This window comes from Chitinophaga sp. NPDC101104 (genome assembly GCF_050277495.1).
Classification (GTDB): domain Bacteria; phylum Bacteroidota; class Bacteroidia; order Chitinophagales; family Chitinophagaceae; genus Chitinophaga.
The window spans coordinates 1,939,883-1,960,339 of record NZ_JBNNSF010000001.1 but is presented as its reverse complement, the minus strand read 5'-3'; the positions used below and the strand labels follow the sequence as shown (position 1 = coordinate 1,960,339).

The window sequence follows — 20,457 nt, the reverse complement described above, 5'->3', positions numbered from 1 at the left end:
CTACCTCTCACGCACAAATCATCACCATAAACCTAAAAAAGACCGGGTAATCCGTTCCGCTAAGTCAAAACAAAAAAAGCGCGGCAGAACCAACGTTCCACCGCGCTTTTGCTTTCTTTTTCCTTATCAGAATCCCCGGGCCGGGTCGAAGTTTTCGAGTTCCGTGGCCACGGCGCTGAGGAAGGTGGAGCCCAGCGAGCCGTCAACGATCCGGTGATCGTAAGACAGCGACAGGTACATCATATGCCGGATGGCGATGGAATCGCCCTGCTCCGTTTCCACCACCACCGGGCGCTTTTTGATTGCGCCAACGGCCAGGATGGCCACCTGGGGCTGGTTGATGATCGGCGTGCCGGTAAGGCTGCCGAACGTGCCCACGTTGGTAATGGTAAAGGTGCCGTCTTGCGTGTTTTCCGGCTTCAGGCGGTTCTGGCGCGCGGCATTGGCGAGGCTGTTCACCTGTTTGGTGAGGCCTACCAGGTTCAGCGTGTCGGCATTGCGGATCACGGGAACGATGAGGTTACCGGAAGGCAGTGCGGTGGCCATGCCGATGTTGATATCTTTCTTCAGGATGATCTTGTCGCCATCGAGCGAGCAGTTCACCAGCGGGAATTTCTTGATGCATTTCACCACGGCTTCCACGAAGAGCGGCATGAAGGTGATTTTTTCCCCTTCGCGCTTTTCGAAGTCTTTCTTCACCGCGTCGCGCCAGCGTACCATGTTGGTGACGTCGCATTCAGCGAAGCTGGTGACGTGCGGACTGGTGTGTTTGCTCCGTACCATATGGTCCGCGATGAGTTTGCGCATGCGGTCCATTTCGATGATTTCCACGTTTCCGCCGTAGCTGTTGGTGGCGGCCACGGTGGTGATTTCGCGGGAAGCGGGTGCCGGAGCGGCGGGCGCTTCGCGGATCACTTCGGGTTCCTGTACGTGGTTGCCGCGGTTGGCGATATAATCGAGGATGTCTTTCTTGGTAACGCGGCCTTCCGTGCCGGAGCCGGGGATTTTTTCCAGTTCGGCGAACGACACGCCTTCCTGCTGTGCGATGTTGAGCACGAGCGGGGAATAGAAACGGGCTTCGCCGGATGCGGGAACAGCGACGGGAGCGGCCTGCGGGCGGGGCGGCGCCGTTTGGTACTGGGGCTCTGCGGGGCGGGGCGCTTCCGGCGCGGGCGCGGCGGCAGGAGAAGGCGCAACCGTTGCACCTGCAGCGGTTTCCACCCTGGCGATCACCGTACCAACGGGCACCACGTCGTTTTCATTATAAAGGACCTCGGTGATCACGCCGTCCGCGATGGAGGGCACTTCACTGTCCACTTTGTCCGTAGCGATCTCCAGCACCGTATCGTCCACTTTCACCGCGTCGCCCGGCTTCTTGTGCCAGCGAAGAATGGTGGCTTCCATGATGCTTTCTCCCATCTTGGGCATCACCAGTTCGACAATTGCCATATAAGTGATTGTTTTAGTAGATGACAAAAATAAGGGAATTTAACCTACCAGCCATTTTCGCAGTTCGTTCATAGCCGCCACGGTGGTCATCTCCGTATTGCGCGGCCTGTCGTACCGGAATTTGTACAGCATGGTGCGGATGTTCCCCTTCCCTCCCACTGCGATCCAGACGCTGCCCACGGGCTTTTCGTCGGTCCCGCCATCGGGGCCCATGATGCCGGATACGGCCATCACGCAATCCACTTTGAGTACGTCGAGCGCGCCTTCCGCCATTTCGCGGACGGTTTGTTCGCTGACGGCGCCGTGTTGCCGGAGGGTTTCGGGGTTTACATGTAACAGGTTGATTTTGGTTTCGTTGGCGTAGCTCACCACGCTGCCTTTGAAGTACCGCGAGCTGCCGGGAACGGCGGTGATCTGGCTGGCTATGCGGCCACCGGTGCAGCTTTCCGCCGTGCCGGCCGTGAGGCCTTTTTCGAGGAGGATGTTGCCGAGGATCACGCCCATAGGGAGGTCCTGATCGGCCACGAGAATATCCGCCACCCGTTTTTTCAGCGTCTGGAAGGCGTCTTTCATTTCCGCCGCGGCGGTTATTTTATCGGGTGCTTCGGTGGTGAGGCGTAATTTGAGCAGTCCGTAGCTCGGTAAATAGGCGAGCTTGATATGCGGAGGAAGGGCGGATTCGAAATCGCGGATCCTTTCTGCCACGAACGATTCGCCCATGCCGGAAGTGATCAGCGTATGATGCAGCAGCGCCGGTGTTTCGAAGCGTTCCTGCAACCGGGGGATCACTTCGTCTTCCATGATCCCTTTCATTTCGTGCGGCACGCCGGGCATGGACACGAAAATGCAATCGTTTTTCTCGAACCACATGCCGGGCGCGGTGCCCCGCGCATTGGGCAGTACGGTGCAGCTGTCGGGCACGAGCGCCTGCGCTACGTTGCGTTCCAGCACGGGCAGTCCGTTCCTTTCGAAAATAGCCATCACATGCCGCAACGTTCCTTCATCCTGCACCATCTTTCCGCCGAAATATTCCAGCAGCACGGGTTTGGTGATATCGTCGGCCGTGGGGCCCAATCCACCTGTGATAAGTACGATGCTGGATTTGGCGGATTCCTCTTCCAGCGCGGAAAGTATGGCCTGGCGATCGTCTCCCACCGCTACGCGCCGCTGCACCCAGATGCCGGCATCGTTGAGATGCGTGCCCATCCAGGCGGAGTTGGTGTCAACGGTTTGCCCGATCAGCAGTTCGTCGCCGATGGTGATGATACTGGCCCTGATCCTGTTCATGAGCGGGGTTCGTTTGCGTTGTTTTCGAAATAAGGTGCGAGTTTTTCCCGGAGGATATCGGGCATGTTCATGCGTTTTTTCGACTTCGCGTCGATGAACGCCAGTGTAACGGTGCCTACGTTCAGCAGTTCCCCCGCCTGGTTGTAAAGCTCGGAATGGAACTGGATCTTATGGTTGGGCGGGAGCTCTTTCAGTATAGTCTTTACCGTTATGACATCGTCGTAATACGCGGGCCGGAGGTATTTGACCTGGAGCTCGGCAACGGGCATGATGACGCCCTGTTCTTCGAGCTCCCGGTAGGTGAATCCCAGCTGGCGGATGGCGTCTGTACGGCCTACTTCGTAATAGAGGGCGTAGTTGCCATAATAGAGGTAGCCCATCTGGTCGGTTTCTCCGTATCTCACGCGTATGTCTATCGTTGTGCTGTACATGATCCGTTGTTAAAAATCCCTGTAAATGTAGGGGATTTACGGTGGTAAAAAAAAGAGTTCCATGCGCCGGGGCGCAGGAACTCTTGCGGATAAAAATTTGTCCGGCTTTGCGGGATCAGTTGCCCAGCGCGCCGTCCAGCGAATATTTTCCGGGCCCGGCGATGAGCAGGGCGGTGAAACCGGTGAGGAACATGATGGCGAGCTCTCTTTTGCCGATGGGGTCTCCGCCGTGGATCATGAAAACGATCACGACGAAGCAGATGATGAGGGGCACGGTGGCGAAGCGGGTGAGGAGGCCTACCAGTACGAGGGCGCCGCAGAAAAATTCCGCGAAGATGGTGAGCCCCAGCGAAGCGGTTTTACCAATGCCGAAAGGGTCCGCGAATTTCTGCGCGTACGTCGAAAAGTTGACCAGCTTGGGCCAGCCGTGCGTCATGATCAGCCCGCCGAAAAGCAAACGGAGCAACAACAACGTCAGACTGATGCCGGCGTTGCTGTACTTGGTGGATAGCAGTTTTGCCATAGTTTTTGGTTTGATTCTTGATAAGAGTTCCCCTCGAAGAGTATTCGCTCAAATTTAGATAATCTTAATGTATATAACAATAAATGTCAAATTTAGCAGTCTCGTTCCTGTCGGGCAACTCGCATCCGGAATAGTTATCCACATCCGGCAGCTTATCCACATGCGGTAGATAACCTGCAACGGAGAAAGTAAGCGCGATCCGGTATATTTGTCCCGTTTGTTTCCCTCATGACGTTGCCAACATCAGCCGGCCTCCCGAACCTTCCAGTGCAGTGCATTTTGCCACTCCTGTAATATTTCGCGGCCGGTGCCGTTTTTTCTAAAAATTGTCGACAATAATATCAAAAGCATGAAGCTATTCACCAGACAAAACTGCGCTTTTCCGGGCCTCCGCGTATTCCTGCTGGCCGCAGGGCTTACCGGCGCCATCCCGGCCGGAGCGCAGCAAACCCGCATTCATACGGAACCGGATAAAACTTTCCGGGAAGCGCAGCAACTCTATCGGGACGGTAAATATGCCCTCTCTCTCCAGCTGTTCCGTAAAACCATCGACGGGATCGGCTATTTCTCCGAAACCAACCGCTCCCTGGTGAATACGGACGCGCATTTCTATTACGCCATGTGCGCTCTGAAACTGCAGAACGAAGACGCGGAAAAGAAAGCCCTCGATTTCATCGACCGCTTCAACAACGCGCCCCGCGAACAAATGATCAGCTTCCAGCTGGCGCGGTATTATTTCCACCGCAACAAACTCCAGGAAGCCATCCCCTACTACGAAAAAGCTTCCATCGATAACCTTTCCAACGAAGAAATAGCCGACGCCAAATTCGAACTGGCCTATTGCTACTTCAACCTGAAAGATTTCGCGAAAGCCCAGCCCCTCTTCGCTTCCATCAAGGAAATCCAGGGCAAGTACTACATCCCCGCCAATTATTACTACGGCTTCATCTCCTACTATAACAAACAGTATGGAGATGCCCTCACCAGCTTCCAGCGCGTGCAGCAGGAACCGAAATACGCGTCCGTCGTACCGTATTACATCGCGGAGATCTATTATTTCCAGGGCAAGCGCGACCAGCTCATCAAATACGCCGAACCGCTCATCCGCAAAGGCGACATGTATTACGACGCGGAACTGAAACAGCTCGTTGGACAGGCTTATTTTGAAAAGAAAGAATACGCCAAAGCCCTCCCTTACCTCGAAGAATATCACGAGAACGCGGAAGAAGTGCGGAAAGAAGATGTTTACCAGCTTTCCTACGCCTACTATCAAACCGCCAATCTCGAAAAAGCCATCAAAGGCTTCAAACAACTGAGCAGCTCCAAAGACTCCCTCGGCCAGAACTCCATGTACCTGCTGGGCGACTGCTACCTGCGGACCGGCGACAAGCCCAACGCCCGCAACGCTTTCGCATTCAGCGCGCGCAACAGCTCCAACCCCAGGCAGCAGGAAATCTCCCGCTTCAATTACGGCAAGCTGTCGTTCGAACTGGGATACCAGGACGCCGCCATCACCGAGCTCACCAACTACATCAACAAATACCCGAACGGCGAATACACCCGCGAATCCCGCGAGATCCTCGTGCAGCTCTTCGCCAACACGAATAATTACAAAGACGCCATCTCCCTGCTCGATGCGCTCCCGGAAAAAAGCCCGGCCGTGCTGAAAGCTTACCAGAAAGTGTCGTACGGCCGCGCCACGCAGCTCGTGAACGACGGCCAGCTAGCGGAAGCCGACCGCCTCCTGGGTATTTCGCTCCAGCATAATTACGATCCGCAGATCACGCGGCTGGCGCAGTTCTGGAAAGCGGAAATCGCGCTCCGGCAGGGGCAGACCGATAAGGCCATCCCCGCGCTCCAGGCTTACCTCGGCAGCAGCGGCGCGCCCGTTTCCGGCGAGGCCAATGTGCAAACCGCCAGCTACAACATGGGTTACAGCCTTCTGAAAAAGGAACAATACGCCAATGCCCTGCCCTATTTCGAAGCGGCGCAACGGACCAGCGGCCCCAACGCAGGGCGCATCACCAACGACGCGCTGCTCCGTGCGGCCGACTGCCACTACATGCTGCGCGACTTCCCCAAAGCCACCGCGCTCTACGAACAGGCGATCAGCCAGAACCAGCCCGGTGCGGATTACGCCACTTACCAGAAGAGCATCATCCTCGGCATCCAGGGCAAGCATGCGGAGAAACTGAACACCCTTCGCCAGCTCTCGTCCAAATATCCCGGCTCCAGCTTCAATAACGATGCGGAAATGGAGATCGCGGATACGTACCTGAGCGACGAGCGTTTCACCGACGCCATCCCCCACCTCAAAAACATCCTCCAGCAGCACCCGGACGGGCCCAATGCCCCGAAAGCCCTGCTGAAACTGGGACTTGCCTATTTCAACACCGACCAGGACAAGACCGCCATGCAGTATTTCCGGGACGTGGTGGAGAAATTCCCCGCCTCCAGCGAAGCGAATGCCGCTTTGCAGAACCTGCGCACCATTTATGTGGGCCAGGGCAAAACGGACGATTACCTCGCGCTCCTGAAAGCCGCCGGCAAATCGGTCAGCGCCTCGGCTGAGGATTCCCTGAGCTACGCTGCCGCCGAAACCCGCTTCAGCAACGGCGATTATACCGGCGCGGTATCCGCCTTCAGCAATTACCTCCAGAAATACCCGAACGGCCAGTTCGCACTGCAGGCCAGCTTCTATAAAGCAGAATGCCTCTACAACGCGAAAGATTACACCAACGCATTGCCCGCATATGAGTTTGTGTTGGGACGCGGGAACAGTCCGTTCGCGGAACGCTCCGCCCTCCAATCCGCTTACCTGAATTATTACCAGGTGAAGGATTACAATAAGGCGAAACAATACTACGCGCAACTGAAGAGCCTGTCCACCACCAAAGACAATACCCTGGCCGCTACCCGCGGATTGCTCCGCAGCAATTACCAGCTGGGGGCATGGGAAGAAGTGGCGCCGCTGGCCGAAGAGCTGCTGAGCGCGCAGAACATTTCGACGGACGATCAGATCATCGGCCATTTTTACCTCGGCAAATCGCTGCAGCAGCGCGGCCAGTTCGACGAAGCCATCAGCGAGTACAAGATCGTGACTGGGCTTACCAAATCCGAAGTGGGCGCCGAAGCGCGGTATAACATCGCCAAATGCCATTTCGATAAAAACGACCTGGCGGCCGCGGAGAAAGCCGGGTTCGACGTGATCAAGATCACCTCCTCCTACGAGGTTTGGGTGGCGAAGGCCTACCTCCTCCTCGGTGACATATACTATCGCCAGAAGGATTATTTCAACGCCAAAGCCACTTACCAGAGCATCGCCGAAAACTGTCCCATCCCGGAACTGAAGGCCGAAGCCAAAGAAAAGCTGGCAAAATCGGAAGCGGAAGAAAAAGCAGGCTCTAAAATTAAATGAGGAAACACATGAAGCGCATATATATCGCACTCGCTCTCGCCTTCCCGCTCAGCGCCGTTGCACAGAAAGACACGCTGAAGCAGGAAACGATCGACATCATCTCGAAATACCAGCCCAAGCTGCCCAACGCGGCCAAGCTGAACCTGACGGCCTCGCTGCCCAATGTGGACACGAGCCGCCCACGCCTCGGATACCAGGTACCGGCGCTGAACCTCTATTTTATGTACCAGCCCGTGCCCATCCGGCCGCTGGCGCTGGGGAAAGATACTTCGTCGCTCCAGCTCCAGAACAATTACGTGAAGCTCGGGTACGGCAACTACAACACCCCGCTCATCCAGGCCGGGTTCGGGAGCGGCCGGAAAGACAAGTACAACTTCGGCGTGCTGTTCAATTATACTTCGTCGAAGGGCGATATCCAGTACCAGGACGTGTCGCAGATGAACATCCTCGGTTCCGGTACGTATTTCACGCCGCTGTTCGAAGTGAACGCCAGCCTGGGGTATAACCGCAACCAGGTATATTATTACGGGTACGACCATGCCGTTCACCAGTACGACAAAAGCGACGTGAAACAGGCGTTCAACGAGGTGGTAGCCAAAGTGGGACTGAAGAACAGGCCGCAGAACGATTGGGGCTTCCAGTTCCAGCCGCAGGCCGAATTCACCGTGTTCGGCGACAAGTACAAGCGGATGGAGAACACCTTTGTGCTGAAGGCGCCTATCCGCAAGCAGATCTTCGAGGATATCTGGCTGAAAGCCGAAGGATTAGTGGATTTGAGCGTGTTCAAGGAAGATAACAACGAGCAGATCAATAACAACATCGCCGCCATCCACCCCGCTGTGGAAATCACCAAGCCCGGGTTCGTGCTGCATGCCGGCGCAAATCCTACCTGGACGAACGGCAAGTTCCATCTCCTGCCCGACATCGTGAACGAATCGCACCTCATCCGCGAGAAACTCATTCTCAGCAGCGGCTGGATTTCCTACTTCCAGAAGAACAACTTCCGGAACCTCGCGTCGGAGAACCCCTGGTTCAATTCCTACGGTCCGGACATGCTCAATACCCGCATCGAAGAGAAATATACCGGCATCAAAGGCACACTGGGCAACCATTTCAACTACAACACCAAGTTCGGCGCCATCTCCTGGTATAACCGCCAGCTGTTCGTGAACGACAGCACAGACGGCAAGAGCTTCTACACCCGCAACGAGGAGGAGCTGCGCGCCTTCCAGCTGCATGCGGAAGTGGGCTATATCCAGGAAGAGAAGTTCCAGGCACGGGTGAGCATCGACTGGTACGATTTCAACAAGCAGAAGACCGAGCTGAAACCCTGGCACGTGCAGCCTTTCCGCGCCAGCCTGTTTGCCCAGTACACCTTCGGGAAGAAATTCCACCTGAACGCCAATCTCTACACCCTGAGCAGCACTTATTACGTGATGCGCAAGGAAGGGTTGGACGCTATGGGCAAAACCAAGGCGGTGCAGGATTTGAACGCCGGGGCGGAATACAACGTGACGAAGAACTTCAACCTCTGGTTCAACGTGAACAACATGTTCAGTTCCAAGTACGAACGCTGGCATGGTTACCCCTCCTACGGGCTGAACGTGCTCGGCGGCGTGACCGTTAAGTTTTAATTGCGTAAACTTGCACTCAAAAGTTACCGGCCGCAATGCTCAAGCAATATATCACGGAAGTCCTTTTCAGGCAGCAAACCTGCACCGTTCCGCAGGTGGGCACCTTTACCATCCAGCACATCCCCGCGCAGTTCAGCATGGTGGACCAGACGCTGACGCCGCCCCGGCAGCAGGTGCAGTTCGACACCCGATGGGAAGACGACGGCTCGCTGCTCCGCTGGATCTCGCGTAAGGAAAATCTGCTGGAGCCGGTAGCGGCGCTGAAGCTGGACAAATACCTCCAGCAGTTCCGCGAATCGCTGCAGGCGGGCGACCCGCTCGACCTTCCCGGCATCGGCAACCTCCGGATCGACCCGCTGGGCCAGGTCCGGTTTACCCCCCAGGAGATGCCCGACGCCTGGCAGCCCATAACCCTGGAACAGGTGATCCGCTCCGAATCGGCGCCCCGCGTGCTGCAGGGCACCACCGAAGTGGTGAACGACCAGGTGGTGGAGCATACGTCGGCCGTGTGGGAAGAGCCCGAAAGCCAGGGACGCTTCCGGTGGTGGTGGGTGGTATTGCCACTCGTGCTCATCGGCGCCGGCGTGGCTGCCTGGCTGCTGAAAGACCAGTTCATGGCGCCGGCTCCCCAGCCCGAAGCGCCCAAGGTCGTAGCGGCGCCAACCCCGGTGCAGGATTCGGTGGCCGCGGTGCAGGAAGAACCTGTAGCCCCGGTAAACGACAGCATCTCGTATTATGTGGTGTTCCAGACTTACAAGGTCAAGGCAAACGCCGAGTCCAACCTCAAACGGCGGCATAGCTGGGGTTACAGCGACGTGGTACTTTTCTCTTCCGCAGACTCTACCCTGTATAAACTGGCCGTTCCTTTCCGCTCATTGAAGGCAGACACCACGGCGGCGATGGACTCCGTGGCCAGGCGGTTCCAGTCGAAAGAAGTGCATATCGTTTATTAAAAAGGAATTTTTGCTAAATATAGAAGCGCCTCCGGAAGGGGGCGCTTTTTTTATGCCCCGGCCCCCGGCAGGAAGGCAATTACGATCGGAAGGTTTCAGCGGTTGATGATTGGCGTGAGCAACCCGTAAGCAATAGTCTCTACACACTGCTGCTCACTCCACGCCGCTAATCCGGCATTTCAGGGCCCACTATGCTCACTACGGCCTTTCCTTCCTTCCCAAAATGAAGCGTAGCGGTATTTTTGCATAAATGTAAGCCGTTACGTAAATACTTACACACATATTCCATTAACACCCGATATATGAAGCTATTTCCATCTCTTCTGCTCTGCTGCGCCATTTTCCTGGCCGGCTGCTCCAAGAACAACAACTCCGAAGGAGGGCCCGAGCCTTCCGAGCCCCCGGCCGTTCGCGCACACGGCACGCCGGCTGGCGACATCGTCAAAAAAACCATCGGCGCCGCAGGCGGTACGCTCACGTCGAAAGACAATTCCCTCCGCATCGACATTCCCGCCGGCGCGCTGGCCGCCAATACCGAGATCAGCGTGCAGGCCGTGACGAACACCCTGCCCGGGAGCCCCGGCCCCTCCTATCGCCTCCTCCCCGAGAATGTGCAATTCACCAAGCCCGTAAAGCTCACCTTCCAGTACACCGACCGCCATCTCGACAGCACCAGCGCCGAAGCGCTCTTCCTCGCGTTCCAGTCGGCCGACGGCATCTGGCGCTTCATCCCCAAAACGGAACTGAACGCCACCGCCAAAACGCTCACCGTCGAAACCACCCATTTTTCGGACTGGGCACCTTTCGCCATGTACTGGCTCCGCGCCGATCCCAACAGCGTACGGGTCGGCAAACTGGCGGCCGTGTTGATCTACACGGCCATCGATAAATACAAGGCCAACGAAAACAGCCAGCCCATCGCCATCCGCCGGGAATATGCGCTGGAGAACTCCAGCAACATCCGCAACTGGAAATTGATCGGCGGCGGCACGCTTAAGCCGGAAGGCCGCCTTGCCTGGTACCAGGCACCTGCTAAAGTCCCCAAACCGGCTACGGTACAGGTTTCCGTTGATATCTACAATTTCATTCCGCCCGGTTTCTTCCCCGGCCGCGGCGCTACCGGCAAACTTATCCTCCTCACGAAAATCAAGGTAGTGGATGATGTGTATTTTTCCGGCACCCTGAATGGCGCGGAAGTTTTCTGCACGGGCGTGCATCATAAATACATCACCGGTACCGGCTGGATCAACATTGCCGGCCTGCTCCCCAATAACCTCGGGTTTTCCGTAAACATCGAAAACGTCACCCAGCCCATCACGGCCAAACAATACAATTGGTTTGTGCCAGACCATGGCGGTACGGTATTTTTCGTGTACGGCAGCCAAACCACCCCCGCCGTTGTTAAAGGCAGAACATTCTACAATAAATGCGACGCGAACGGCACCGTGGAAGACTATGTGGGTTCACCGGGATTGCTGGTCATCCACCGCGTGGAGAATGTAGGCGGCGTGGAATACATCGAAGGCTCCCTGCGCGGAGAGCTATATCCACAGATTGATTGCGGCCCCGGCGCACGAATGGTTTTCGAGCTCGATTTCAGAACTAAAAATATTCAATAACCTCCGCGAGGTGGTATAAACGCGCTGAATGATGGGGTATATACGCGATGGCGGCAGTAACGCTTCCATCGCTCAATTCAGAAGATGATAATTCCAAAACATCGAAGAGATGATTTACAGCCGGTCGATGTCCATCTTCCGGATTTTTCCCCACCATATTTCAAAAAAAACGAAGGGATGGCATAGTGCCATCCCTTTTTTTCTATCTGTGATGTTTTATTTCGATCTGATTTGTTCCACCACCACTTTCAACCCTTCTTCGAAACTGTGCGGATCGTACCCCAGTTCCTGCACCGCTTTGTTGATCAGGAAGCCTGTTTTGGCCGGCCGCGGTGCGGGTTGTTTGAAGGTGGACGCGTCCACTTTTTCGAGGAGGCGCGTGTCCAGTTCCAGGTAGCCAGCTACCTGCGTGGCCATATCGAACGGTGTGAGCATGTCTTTGCCGGACAGGTGGAAAACGCCTTCCGCCTTCTTATCGAGCATGAGCCGGATCCCTTCCGCCAGGTCTTGCACGAGCGTGGGCGTGCGCCATTGATCGTTGACCACTTTCAGTTTTTTCTGCTGCTCGAGGTTGGATTTCACCCAGGTGATGATATTGCTGCGCCGCGGATCGTCTGCCAGTCCGTACACCAACACCGTCCGCGCGATGCCCCAGGGCGTTTTGGACTGTTTCACGATCCTTTCCGCCGCTACTTTGCTGGCGCCGTAATAGTTGATGGGATTGACGGGGTCATCTTCGCTGTAAGGCCCGCTGAGCCCGTCGAACACGAAGTCTGTGGATACGAACAGGAAATACGATCCTGCCTTTTCCGCGCCCTGCAACAGGTAGCGCGTGGCGGTGACGTTCACCATCCAGCAGGCGTCTTTGTTGCGCTCACAATCATCTGCCTGCGTCATGGCGCCGGCGTGCACGATCACGTCGGGCTGATGCCGTTCTACCAGGCCTTTTACCGCCGATTCATTGGCCAGGTTCACCGATTCATAGGTGTATCCCGATTGCATGCGGAGGCGGTTGGCCCCGCGGCCGGTGGCGATCACTTCGTATTCCGGATGGCCGGCCAGCCGCTGGACCAGGTATTGTCCGAGGAGCCCGTTGCTCCCAGTTATGAGCACTTTCATAATTCCAATATACAAAAACGCCGCGTAATGCAGTATTACGCGGCGTTTATTGATGAATGTGAACCGGTTACATTTTCTTCCCGGTGCTCACGTTGGAGAAATTCATCCCCAGGTTGTACATGGTGAACGACCAGATGTCGGTAGCCTCGTCGATGAGCTTGGACGTGGGTTTCCCTGCGCCGTGGCCCGCCTGCTTCTCGATACGGATCAGCACCGGGTTGGGCCCGTTGTGGGCTGCCTGCAGCGCGGCCGCAAACTTGAAGGAGTGCGCCGGTACCACACGGTCGTCATGATCGGCCGTGGTCACCATCGTTGCCGGGTAGGCCGTGCCCGCTTTCAGATTGTGGAGCGGGGAATATTTCAGGAGGTAAGGGAACTGGTCTGCCTTTTCGCTGGTACCATATTCCGTTACCCACGCCCAGCCGATGGTAAATTTCTGGAACCGGAGCATGTCCATCACGCCCACGGCGGGAAGCGCTACCTTGAACAGGTCCGGGCGCTGCGTCATGGCCGCACCTACGAGCAGGCCGCCGTTAGAACCGCCACGGATAGCGATTTTCGACGGATTGGTATATTTTTCCTTTACGAGGAATTCTGCCGCGCCGATAAAATCGTCGAACACGTTCTGTTTCTTCTCCATCATCCCTGCTTTGTGCCAGGCTTCGCCGTATTCGCTGCCGCCGCGGAGGTTCACCACCGCGTAAATACCGCCCTGCTCCATGAAGAAGAGGTTGGACACGGAGAAAGCCGGCGTCATCGGGATGTTGAACCCGCCGTACCCGTACAGCAGCACGGGATTTTGCCCGTTCATTTTCAGGCCTTTGCGGTAAGAGAGGAACACGGGCACTTTGGTGCCGTCTTTACTGGTGAAAAACACCTGTTTGGTCTCGTATTCGTCCTGGTTGAACTTCACTTCCGACTTACGGAACAGCTCGGATTTGCCGGATTTGATATCATATTTATAAATGGTGGGCGGCGCTACGAAAGAGGAGAAGGAGTAGAAGAACTGGCCATCTTCCTTTTTCCCGCCGAATCCGCCGGCCGTACCGATGCCCGGCAGTTTGATCTCACGGTCCTTTTTGCCGGAGGGGTCGTATTGCACGATGCGGGTAGACGCGTCTTTCAGATAGCTGGCGAACAGTTTGCCGCCGGCGGTCCCGACGCCCTGGAGCACTTCGGGCTGCTCGGGGATGATCAGTTTCCAGTTTTCCTTGGCGGGGTTCTTCGGGTCTACGAGCACCAGTTTATAATTGGGCGCGTCGTGGTTGGTGAGCAGCAGCAGTTTGTCGCCCACGTTCTCGATCACGCTGGGCTCATATTCGAACCCTTTTACGAGGAGCTTGAAATCGGTCTGCGAAGCGTCTTGCAGATCGCGGTACCAAACCTCGTTGCCGCTCGTGCCTTCGGAGGTGCTGAGGATGAGAAAACGCTCGTCTTCCGTAAGGCTCACGCCTGCGTTGCGCAGCGGGTGTTCTTTATCGACGTACACCAGTTGGTCCTGGTCCTGCGTGGTGCCTACCTTATGATAGTACACTTTATGGAATTCGTTCTTTTTGGAAAGCTTGCTTTGCTCGTCGGGCGCGTCGTAACGGCTGTAATAGAAACCGTCGCCTTTCCAGGACAGGCCGGAAAACTTGATCCAGTCGAGCTTGTCGGACAGCAGCTGTTTGCTGGCCACGTCCATCACGAAAGCTTCCTGCCAGTCGGACCCCGCTTTGGCGATGAGGTAGGCGGCGTATTTGCCGTCTTTGGAGAAAGTGAGGGCGCCGAGGGCGGCGGTGCCTTTGTCAGACAGTTTATTGGGGTCGATGAACACTTCCGGCGTGCCGTTCAGGCCTTCCTGGCGGTAGAGCACGGCCTGGTTCTGGAGGCCGTCGTTCTTATAGAAATAATAATATTTGCCTTCGTGGAAGGGCGCGCCGAAGCGGGGGTAATTCCAGAGGGCTTCGAGGCGCTGCCTGATCTGGCCGCGGAAGGGAATGGAGGCGAGGTAATCCTGGGTGACGGCGTTTTGCGCATCTACCCAGGCCTTGGTATCGTCTGCATGGTCGTCTTCCAGCCAGCGATACGGGTCGGCGATGGTGGTGCCGTGGTAATTGTCTGTCGTGTCTACTTTGCGGGTTTCGGGATATTTGAGCGGTTGGTGCTGCGCCAGGGCGGTCCCTGCTCCCATCAACATCATCATACTCATGGCAACATGCTTATGGTTTAAATTTGTCATACGTATATTTTTATAAAATTCCTTCGTGTTTGTTTGATGGAAATTAAAAATTTAGTTATTTCATCGAATATCTGATAGGAAACTATTAAAAAATGTTAATTTCGTGCGCCCTTTATCGGGACCCACGTCTGGCAAAATACTATGAAATAACCATTACGCATGAGCCAGTGGTGTAAAAATTTGGATGGGTGATTGGAAAAACGATTTAGTAGGCGTAAAAAAAAATTTATCAGGCGGCACGAGAATAGCAATTCGGGTGGCCAGGACAATATAGAAGATCACACATGAAAAAAGTGAACAACATCGCAGTTCTTACTTCCGGGGGCGACGCTCCGGGAATGAACGCAGCCATCCGGGCCGTAGTAAGGACGGGCATCTATCATCATTTGAATGTCTACGGGGTGATGTATGGCTACAAAGGGATGTTGACCGGGGAGATTTTTCCCATGGAAGGCAAATCTGTCGCCAATATCATCCAGCGCGGGGGCACCGTGCTGAAAACCGCGCGTTGCATGGAATTCTATCAGCCCGAAGGCCGCAAAAAAGCATACGAGAACCTGAAGAAATTCGGGATCGACGGGCTGGTGGTGATCGGGGGCGACGGTTCCTTCAAAGGTGCCCAGAAATTCAGCCAGGAGTTCGACATCCCCTGCATCGGTCTTCCCGGAACGATCGATAAAGACATCGCCGGTACCGATTTCACGATCGGGTTCGACACGGCGGTGAACACGGCCGTAGAAGCGATCGACAAGATCCGCGACACCGCCGATGCGCACGACCGCCTTTTCATCATCGAAGTCATGGGCCGCGACGCGGGCTACATCGCCCTTCACAGTGGCATCGCCACAGGTGCGGAGCACATCCTCATCCCCGAGCATAAAACCAATATCGACGACGTGATCGACAGCCTCACGGCCAACGAGCGCCGCTCCAAAATGGTGAACCTCATCGTGGTAGCCGAGGGCGACGAATTCGGCGGGGCAGACGAAGTGGCCCGTCACGTCAAGGAAAGAATGCCGCAGCTGGACACGCGCGTGACCGTTCTCGGGCACATCCAGCGCGGGGGCTCCCCCACCTGCCTCGACCGCCTGGTGGCCAGCCGCATGGGCTACGCAGCGGTAGACGCGCTCATCAACGGCATCTCCAACGTCATGGTCGGCATCGTCAACAACGAAATCCAATTCACCCCGCTCGATAAAGCCGTAAAAGCAAAACAGCAGATCGATCCGGAATGGTTAAAGATTGTCAAAATTCTCGCGAGTTAAATAAACGTCTATGAGTACAAAAGATCTGTCCAAATACTATCACAAGGAAATGGACAACCAGGCTGGTGCTTCGCATGCCAAACAAAAAACGAAGATTGTTGCGACCGTTGGTCCGGCCAGCGACACCTATGAGAAATTGTTGGAACTTGTACAGGCAGGCGTCAATGTGTTCCGTCTGAACTTTTCCCACGGCAGCCATGAAGACAAACTGCGGATCATCAACTACATCCGCCAGATCAATAAAACCGAGCCCTACAACGTAGCCATCCTCGCCGACCTCCAAGGTCCGAAACTGCGCGTTGGAGAGATCGAAAACAACGCCCTTCCCCTCAAAACAGGTGATATCCTCACCTTCACCACCGAAAAATGCGTGGGCACCATGGAAAGGATCTACGTTTCCTACCATGACCTCCCCCGCGACGTTCGCCCCGGCCAGAAAATCCTTTTGGACGACGGCAAGATCGAGACCGTGGTGAAAGAAATCACGCCCGACAACCTCATCAAGGCCGAAGTACTGCTGGGCGGCGTATTGTCTTCCAAAAAAGGCTTCAACCTTCCCGATACGAAAGTTTCCCTCCCCGCCCTCACCGAAAAAGACGAAGTGGACCTCCAGTTCATTATCGACCATGAGTGCGATTGGGTGGCCCTGTCTTTCGTCCGCAACGTGAAAGACCTCGCCCTGCTGCGCAAACGCCTGGCCGAGCGCAATTCCAAGATCAAGATCATTTCCAAGATCGAGAAACCGGAAGCGATCCAGAACCTGAAAGAAATCATCTGGGAAAGCGACGGCGTGATGATCGCCCGTGGCGACCTCGGCGTGGAGCTGCCTGTTGAGCAGGTGCCCATGATCCAGAAAGACATTATCCGCAAGTGCATCCACCGCGCGAAGCCGGTGATCGTGGCTACGCAGATGATGGAATCCATGATCGACCGCACCCGTCCCAACCGTTCCGAGATCACCGACGTGGCCAATGCCGTACTGGAAGGGGCAGACGCCGTGATGCTCTCCGGCGAGACCGCTACCGGCAACTATCCTGTACTGGTGATCGAGACCATGCGCAAGATCATCGGCGAGGTAGAAAAGGAAAGCATCATCTACAACCGCAACCTCATCCCTCACCGCCACTCCCCCACCTTCCTCAGCGACGCGCTGTGCTACAATGCCTGCAAAATCGCGGAAGACCTGGAGGCAGATGCGCTGATCGGTATGACGCAATCCGGCTACACCGGCTTCATGCTGTCGAGCTACCGCCCGAAATCCCCGCTGTTCATCTTCACCAAAGAACGTACGCTGGTAAACCAGCTGAGCCTCAGTTGGGGCGTTCGCGCATTCTATTACGGCGAAGAGGAAAGCCTGGACGATATCATCGCAGATCAGATCAACATCCTGAAAGAGCGTGGTTTCATCAAGGCGAACGATGTGGTGGTGAACACCGGCAGCACGCCCGTTAAACTGCACCTGCCGACCAACATCCTCAAGATCACGAGAGTGCCCGAGCAGTAATCGGACATTTCACATAAAGAAAAATCCCGTTCCGGCCTGGAACGGGATTTTTTTATGCATGTATTGGCTGCGGATCAGGCCCGCTGCAGCGAAGATTCCCGGTTGTAGGTCAGCGCGTACACCAGGATGCCGACGCCGGTGAGCGCCAGGCCGGCTATGCAAACGCCCGTCCATTTCCCGATGCCCCATACCCATAGCCCGATGCCGGAACCGAGGGACGTTCCGAGGAAAGACGCCGTCATGAAAACGGTGTTCATGCGGTTGCGGGCTTCCGGCAACAGCGCGTAGATGCGGGTTTGATTGGAAACGTGCACGCCCTGGAGGCCCAGGTCGAGCAGCACGATCCCCGCCACGATGCCCGCGATCGAATTGCTGAAAACCCAAAATACGATGTAGGAAAAAAATACCAGCGAAATCCCGTAACCGATGGCGATGCGGGGGTTCTTCCGGTCGGCCACCCGCCCGATCAGCGGCGCTCCCAGCGCGCCCGTAGCGGCCGCCAGGCCGAGGAGGCCGATCACGTCGCTCCCGTAATTGAACGGCGGGTTGCTCAGCAGAAACACCGAAGTGGTCCAGAAAAGCCCGAAAACCCCGAAGCAGCATGCGTTGATCACAGAGGCTTCCCGCAGCAAAGGCTGTTCCTTCATGAGCTGCCATACACTTTTCATCAGCGCGCCGTAAGTTCCCGTAAAGGCCGGCCGGCTCTTCGGGAAAGAGACCATCATCACCATCATCATCCCTGCAGACAATGCCGCAGCGATCCAGAACATGGCGCGCCATCCGAGATGCTGCCCCACGAACCCGCTGATCGTCCGCGACAATAATATCCCGATCAGCAACCCGCTCATGATCACCCCGATCACTTTTCCCCGCTTGTGCGGCTCGGCCAGCGATGCGGCCATGGGGAGGATCAGTTGGGGGACGATGGACGTGAAACCGATGATGAAACCCGTTATTTTCAACATCGTGATATTCATCGAAAGCGCCGCGGCACCGAGCGCGGCAACGGCACAACCCGTCATGAAGAGGATCTGGCTGCGGCGCTCGAGCTTATCGCCCAAAGGCACGCAGAACAGCAGGCCGAGGGCATAGCCGATCTGGGTGAAGAAAGTGACCTGTCCTGCGTTGGACTCGGTGATGTTGAATTCCCGTGCGATAAGGACCAGCAGGGGTTGTGCGTAATAAATGTTCGCAACGATCAGGCCGGTGCAGATGGCCATGACCGCAATATTCCATTTGCTCAAAGACATGTTCCGTACGTTCAGGCTGCAAAGGTACGGCATTCGCACAAAACCGGCCGCCGGGCAAAAATCCTTATCTTTAAAGTATGAGTTTCGAGAGCATATACCCTTACAACGGAGAAACCATCGCGAGCTACCCGGCGCATACGCCCGAACAGCTGCAAGACAAACTGAAGGCCGGCCACCGCGCTTTCCAGGCGTTGCGGCAGGCTGGCGTGCCGAAGCGGGCGGAATGGATGCGGAGAGTGGCGGAGCTGCTGCAGTCGCAGGCCGACCGGCATGCCGAGCTCATTACCCGGGAAATGGGGAAAACGCTGAAGGAAGCGAAGGCTGAAGTGCTGAAATGCGCATCCACGGCCGAATATTACGCCAATAACATCGAAAGTATGCTGGAGCCGCGGATCATAGCGTCTGACGCGCGCAAGAGCTACGCGGCTTTTGAGCCTAAAGGGATCATCCTCGCCATCATGCCCTGGAATTTCCCGTACTGGCAGGTGTTCCGGTTTGCCATTCCGAACCTGCTCGCAGGGAATGCCGCCGTGCTGAAGCATGCCAGCAACGTGAGCGGCTGCAGCCTGGCGATTGCCGGGGTTTTCCTGGAAGCGGGGTTCCCGGAAGGCGCCTTCCAGGCGCTGCTGGTGGCCTCCAAAGATATTGAGCCCATTATCGCCGATCCCCGCGTGCAGGGCGTTACGCTGACGGGCAGCACGCCCGCGGGCATGAGCGTGGCCTCCCTGGCCGGGAAGCACCTCAAGAAAACCGTGCTGGAGCTCGGCGGCAGCGATCCGTTCATCGTGCTCAAAGACGCCGACCTCAAAACCGCCGCCGCCACCGCCGTGAAAGCCCGGATGCAGAACGCCGGGCAATCGTGCATCGCCGCCAAGCGCTGGATCGTCGAGAAAAGCATCGCGGAAGATTTCACCCAGCAGGTCCAGAGCCTGATCACCTCCATGCGCCAGGGAGACCCTTTCCTCCCAGAAACCGACCTCGGCCCCATGGCCCGCCCCGACCTCGCCAAAGAGCTCAACAGCCAGCTGCAGAGCACGATCTGGCAGGGCGCTGAATTGCTGGCAGGCGGAGAGCAGCATAACGCCAATTTCGCGGCTACGCTCCTTTCCGGCGTAAAACCCGGTATGACGGCCTTCGACGAAGAAACGTTCGGGCCGCTGGCAGTGGTGATCTCCGCCAACGACGAGCAGGATGCCATCCGCCTCGCCAATAATACCCCCTTCGGCCTGGGTTCCTCCCTGTGGACGAAAGACCTGGAAAAAGCGGCCCGCCTCGCCCCGCTCATCGAAAGCGGCAACGTGTTCGTCAACGCCATGGTACGGTCAGACGCGCGGCTGCCTTTCGGCGGCATCAAGCAATCCGGCTACGGGCGCGAGCTTTCCATCGAAGGGGTGCATGAGTTCCTCAATATCAAGACGGTTTATATCCAGTAATCCGTCAACAGGGCTGACTTTCCGCCTTCCCACATTCGTAGTATTTCACTTAATTTTATCTAGTCCCGCTTTTAAAGAATAGGGGTTCTTCCTATATTTGAACGTCTTAGAGACAGAACCTAACAATATGCATACGACCGATGTAACGGCACGGGCCAACACATCATTTTTACAGGGCCAATTTTCCCCAGGCCATACCAAGAACGGAAGCCTTCGTTACACGGGCTTTCGCGAAATCAACGGGCACGGGTGCCCGGAGGAGTTCTCATGCTGTCAATCTGTTCGGTGAACTAAAACTTGATCCCGCGCGCGAAAGGCGCGCGGAGAAATGCGCATCTATTATTTGGACCT

General features: G+C 56.2%; 14 protein-coding genes. 7 read left to right on the top strand and 7 right to left on the bottom strand.

The genetic code is table 11. The annotated features are described in order from the left end of the window. Positions 1 to 126: 126 nt before the first annotated feature. From ACQKLP_RS08020 to ACQKLP_RS08005, 4 genes are all read right to left on the bottom strand, one after another. Positions 127 to 1,449 carry a dihydrolipoamide acetyltransferase family protein gene (locus ACQKLP_RS08020; RefSeq protein ID WP_427321734.1) on the bottom strand — a complete coding sequence of 441 codons (1,323 nt, stop codon included), beginning with the start codon at positions 1,447 to 1,449 and terminating at the stop codon, positions 127 to 129. 39 nt (positions 1,450 to 1,488) lie between these two features. Next, a complete protein-coding gene (locus tag ACQKLP_RS08015) occupies positions 1,489 to 2,736 on the bottom strand; it encodes a CinA family nicotinamide mononucleotide deamidase-related protein (RefSeq protein WP_427321732.1) in 1,248 nt (415 codons plus the stop codon). After that, the gene (locus ACQKLP_RS08010; RefSeq protein WP_341843528.1) at positions 2,733 to 3,167 is read right to left on the bottom strand and encodes a thioesterase family protein; all 435 of its coding nucleotides are present in this window, start codon (positions 3,165 to 3,167) and stop codon (positions 2,733 to 2,735) included. Before ACQKLP_RS08010 ends, ACQKLP_RS08015 begins: the two co-directional genes overlap by 4 nt. 115 nt (positions 3,168 to 3,282) lie before the next feature. After that, a complete protein-coding gene (locus ACQKLP_RS08005; protein ID WP_341843527.1) occupies positions 3,283 to 3,690 on the bottom strand; it encodes a DoxX family protein in 408 nt (135 codons plus the stop codon). A 349-nt stretch (positions 3,691 to 4,039) separates the two neighbouring features. Here ACQKLP_RS08005 and ACQKLP_RS08000 point away from each other — a divergent pair, with 349 nt between their 5' ends. The 4 genes from ACQKLP_RS08000 to ACQKLP_RS07985 all read left to right on the top strand — a co-directional run bounded on the left by ACQKLP_RS08000 (position 4,040) and on the right by ACQKLP_RS07985 (position 11,314). Next, the gene (locus ACQKLP_RS08000; protein ID WP_427321729.1) at positions 4,040 to 7,108 is read left to right on the top strand and encodes a tetratricopeptide repeat protein; all 3,069 of its coding nucleotides are present in this window, start codon (positions 4,040 to 4,042) and stop codon (positions 7,106 to 7,108) included. A gap of 8 nt (positions 7,109 to 7,116) precedes the next feature. Next, positions 7,117 to 8,742: a hypothetical protein gene (locus ACQKLP_RS07995; protein WP_427321727.1), complete on the top strand. Its 1,626-nt coding sequence runs from the start codon at positions 7,117 to 7,119 to the stop codon at positions 8,740 to 8,742. 35 nt (positions 8,743 to 8,777) lie between these two features. After that, on the top strand, positions 8,778 to 9,695 hold the full coding sequence (locus ACQKLP_RS07990; RefSeq protein ID WP_427321725.1) for a hypothetical protein: 918 nt from the start codon (positions 8,778 to 8,780) through the stop codon (positions 9,693 to 9,695). Between the two features lie 302 nt (positions 9,696 to 9,997). Then, positions 9,998 to 11,314, top strand: a complete 1,317-nt coding sequence (locus ACQKLP_RS07985; RefSeq protein ID WP_427321723.1) for a hypothetical protein — start codon at positions 9,998 to 10,000, stop codon at positions 11,312 to 11,314. A 216-nt stretch (positions 11,315 to 11,530) separates the two neighbouring features. On the opposite strand, the gene ACQKLP_RS07980 is transcribed toward ACQKLP_RS07985, so the two are convergent. Next, positions 11,531 to 12,433 carry an SDR family oxidoreductase gene (locus ACQKLP_RS07980; protein ID WP_427321721.1) on the bottom strand — a complete coding sequence of 301 codons (903 nt, stop codon included), beginning with the start codon at positions 12,431 to 12,433 and terminating at the stop codon, positions 11,531 to 11,533. A gap of 67 nt (positions 12,434 to 12,500) precedes the next feature. Beyond that, on the bottom strand, positions 12,501 to 14,624 hold the full coding sequence (locus tag ACQKLP_RS07975) for a prolyl oligopeptidase family serine peptidase (RefSeq protein ID WP_427321719.1): 2,124 nt from the start codon (positions 14,622 to 14,624) through the stop codon (positions 12,501 to 12,503). Positions 14,625 to 14,938: 314 nt separating this feature from the next. Here ACQKLP_RS07975 and pfkA point away from each other — a divergent pair, with 314 nt between their 5' ends. Together pfkA and pyk are read left to right on the top strand one after the other, a co-directional pair. Further along, positions 14,939 to 15,919 (top strand): 6-phosphofructokinase, encoded by a 981-nt coding sequence (gene pfkA / locus ACQKLP_RS07970; protein ID WP_427321717.1) that lies wholly within the window; start codon positions 14,939 to 14,941, stop codon positions 15,917 to 15,919. A gap of 10 nt (positions 15,920 to 15,929) precedes the next feature. After that, on the top strand, positions 15,930 to 17,423 hold the full coding sequence (gene pyk / locus ACQKLP_RS07965; protein WP_427321715.1) for a pyruvate kinase: 1,494 nt from the start codon (positions 15,930 to 15,932) through the stop codon (positions 17,421 to 17,423). A 74-nt stretch (positions 17,424 to 17,497) separates the two neighbouring features. Here the strand turns inward: pyk and ACQKLP_RS07960 are convergent, their stop codons facing one another. Continuing rightward, entirely contained in the window at positions 17,498 to 18,673 is a 1,176-nt protein-coding gene (locus ACQKLP_RS07960) for an MFS transporter (RefSeq protein ID WP_427321713.1), read from the bottom strand. Between the two features lie 77 nt (positions 18,674 to 18,750). Between ACQKLP_RS07960 and ACQKLP_RS07955 the strand changes: the two genes are divergently transcribed. Further along, positions 18,751 to 20,106: an NAD-dependent succinate-semialdehyde dehydrogenase gene (locus ACQKLP_RS07955; RefSeq protein ID WP_427321711.1), complete on the top strand. Its 1,356-nt coding sequence runs from the start codon at positions 18,751 to 18,753 to the stop codon at positions 20,104 to 20,106. Positions 20,107 to 20,457 lie beyond the last annotated feature (351 nt).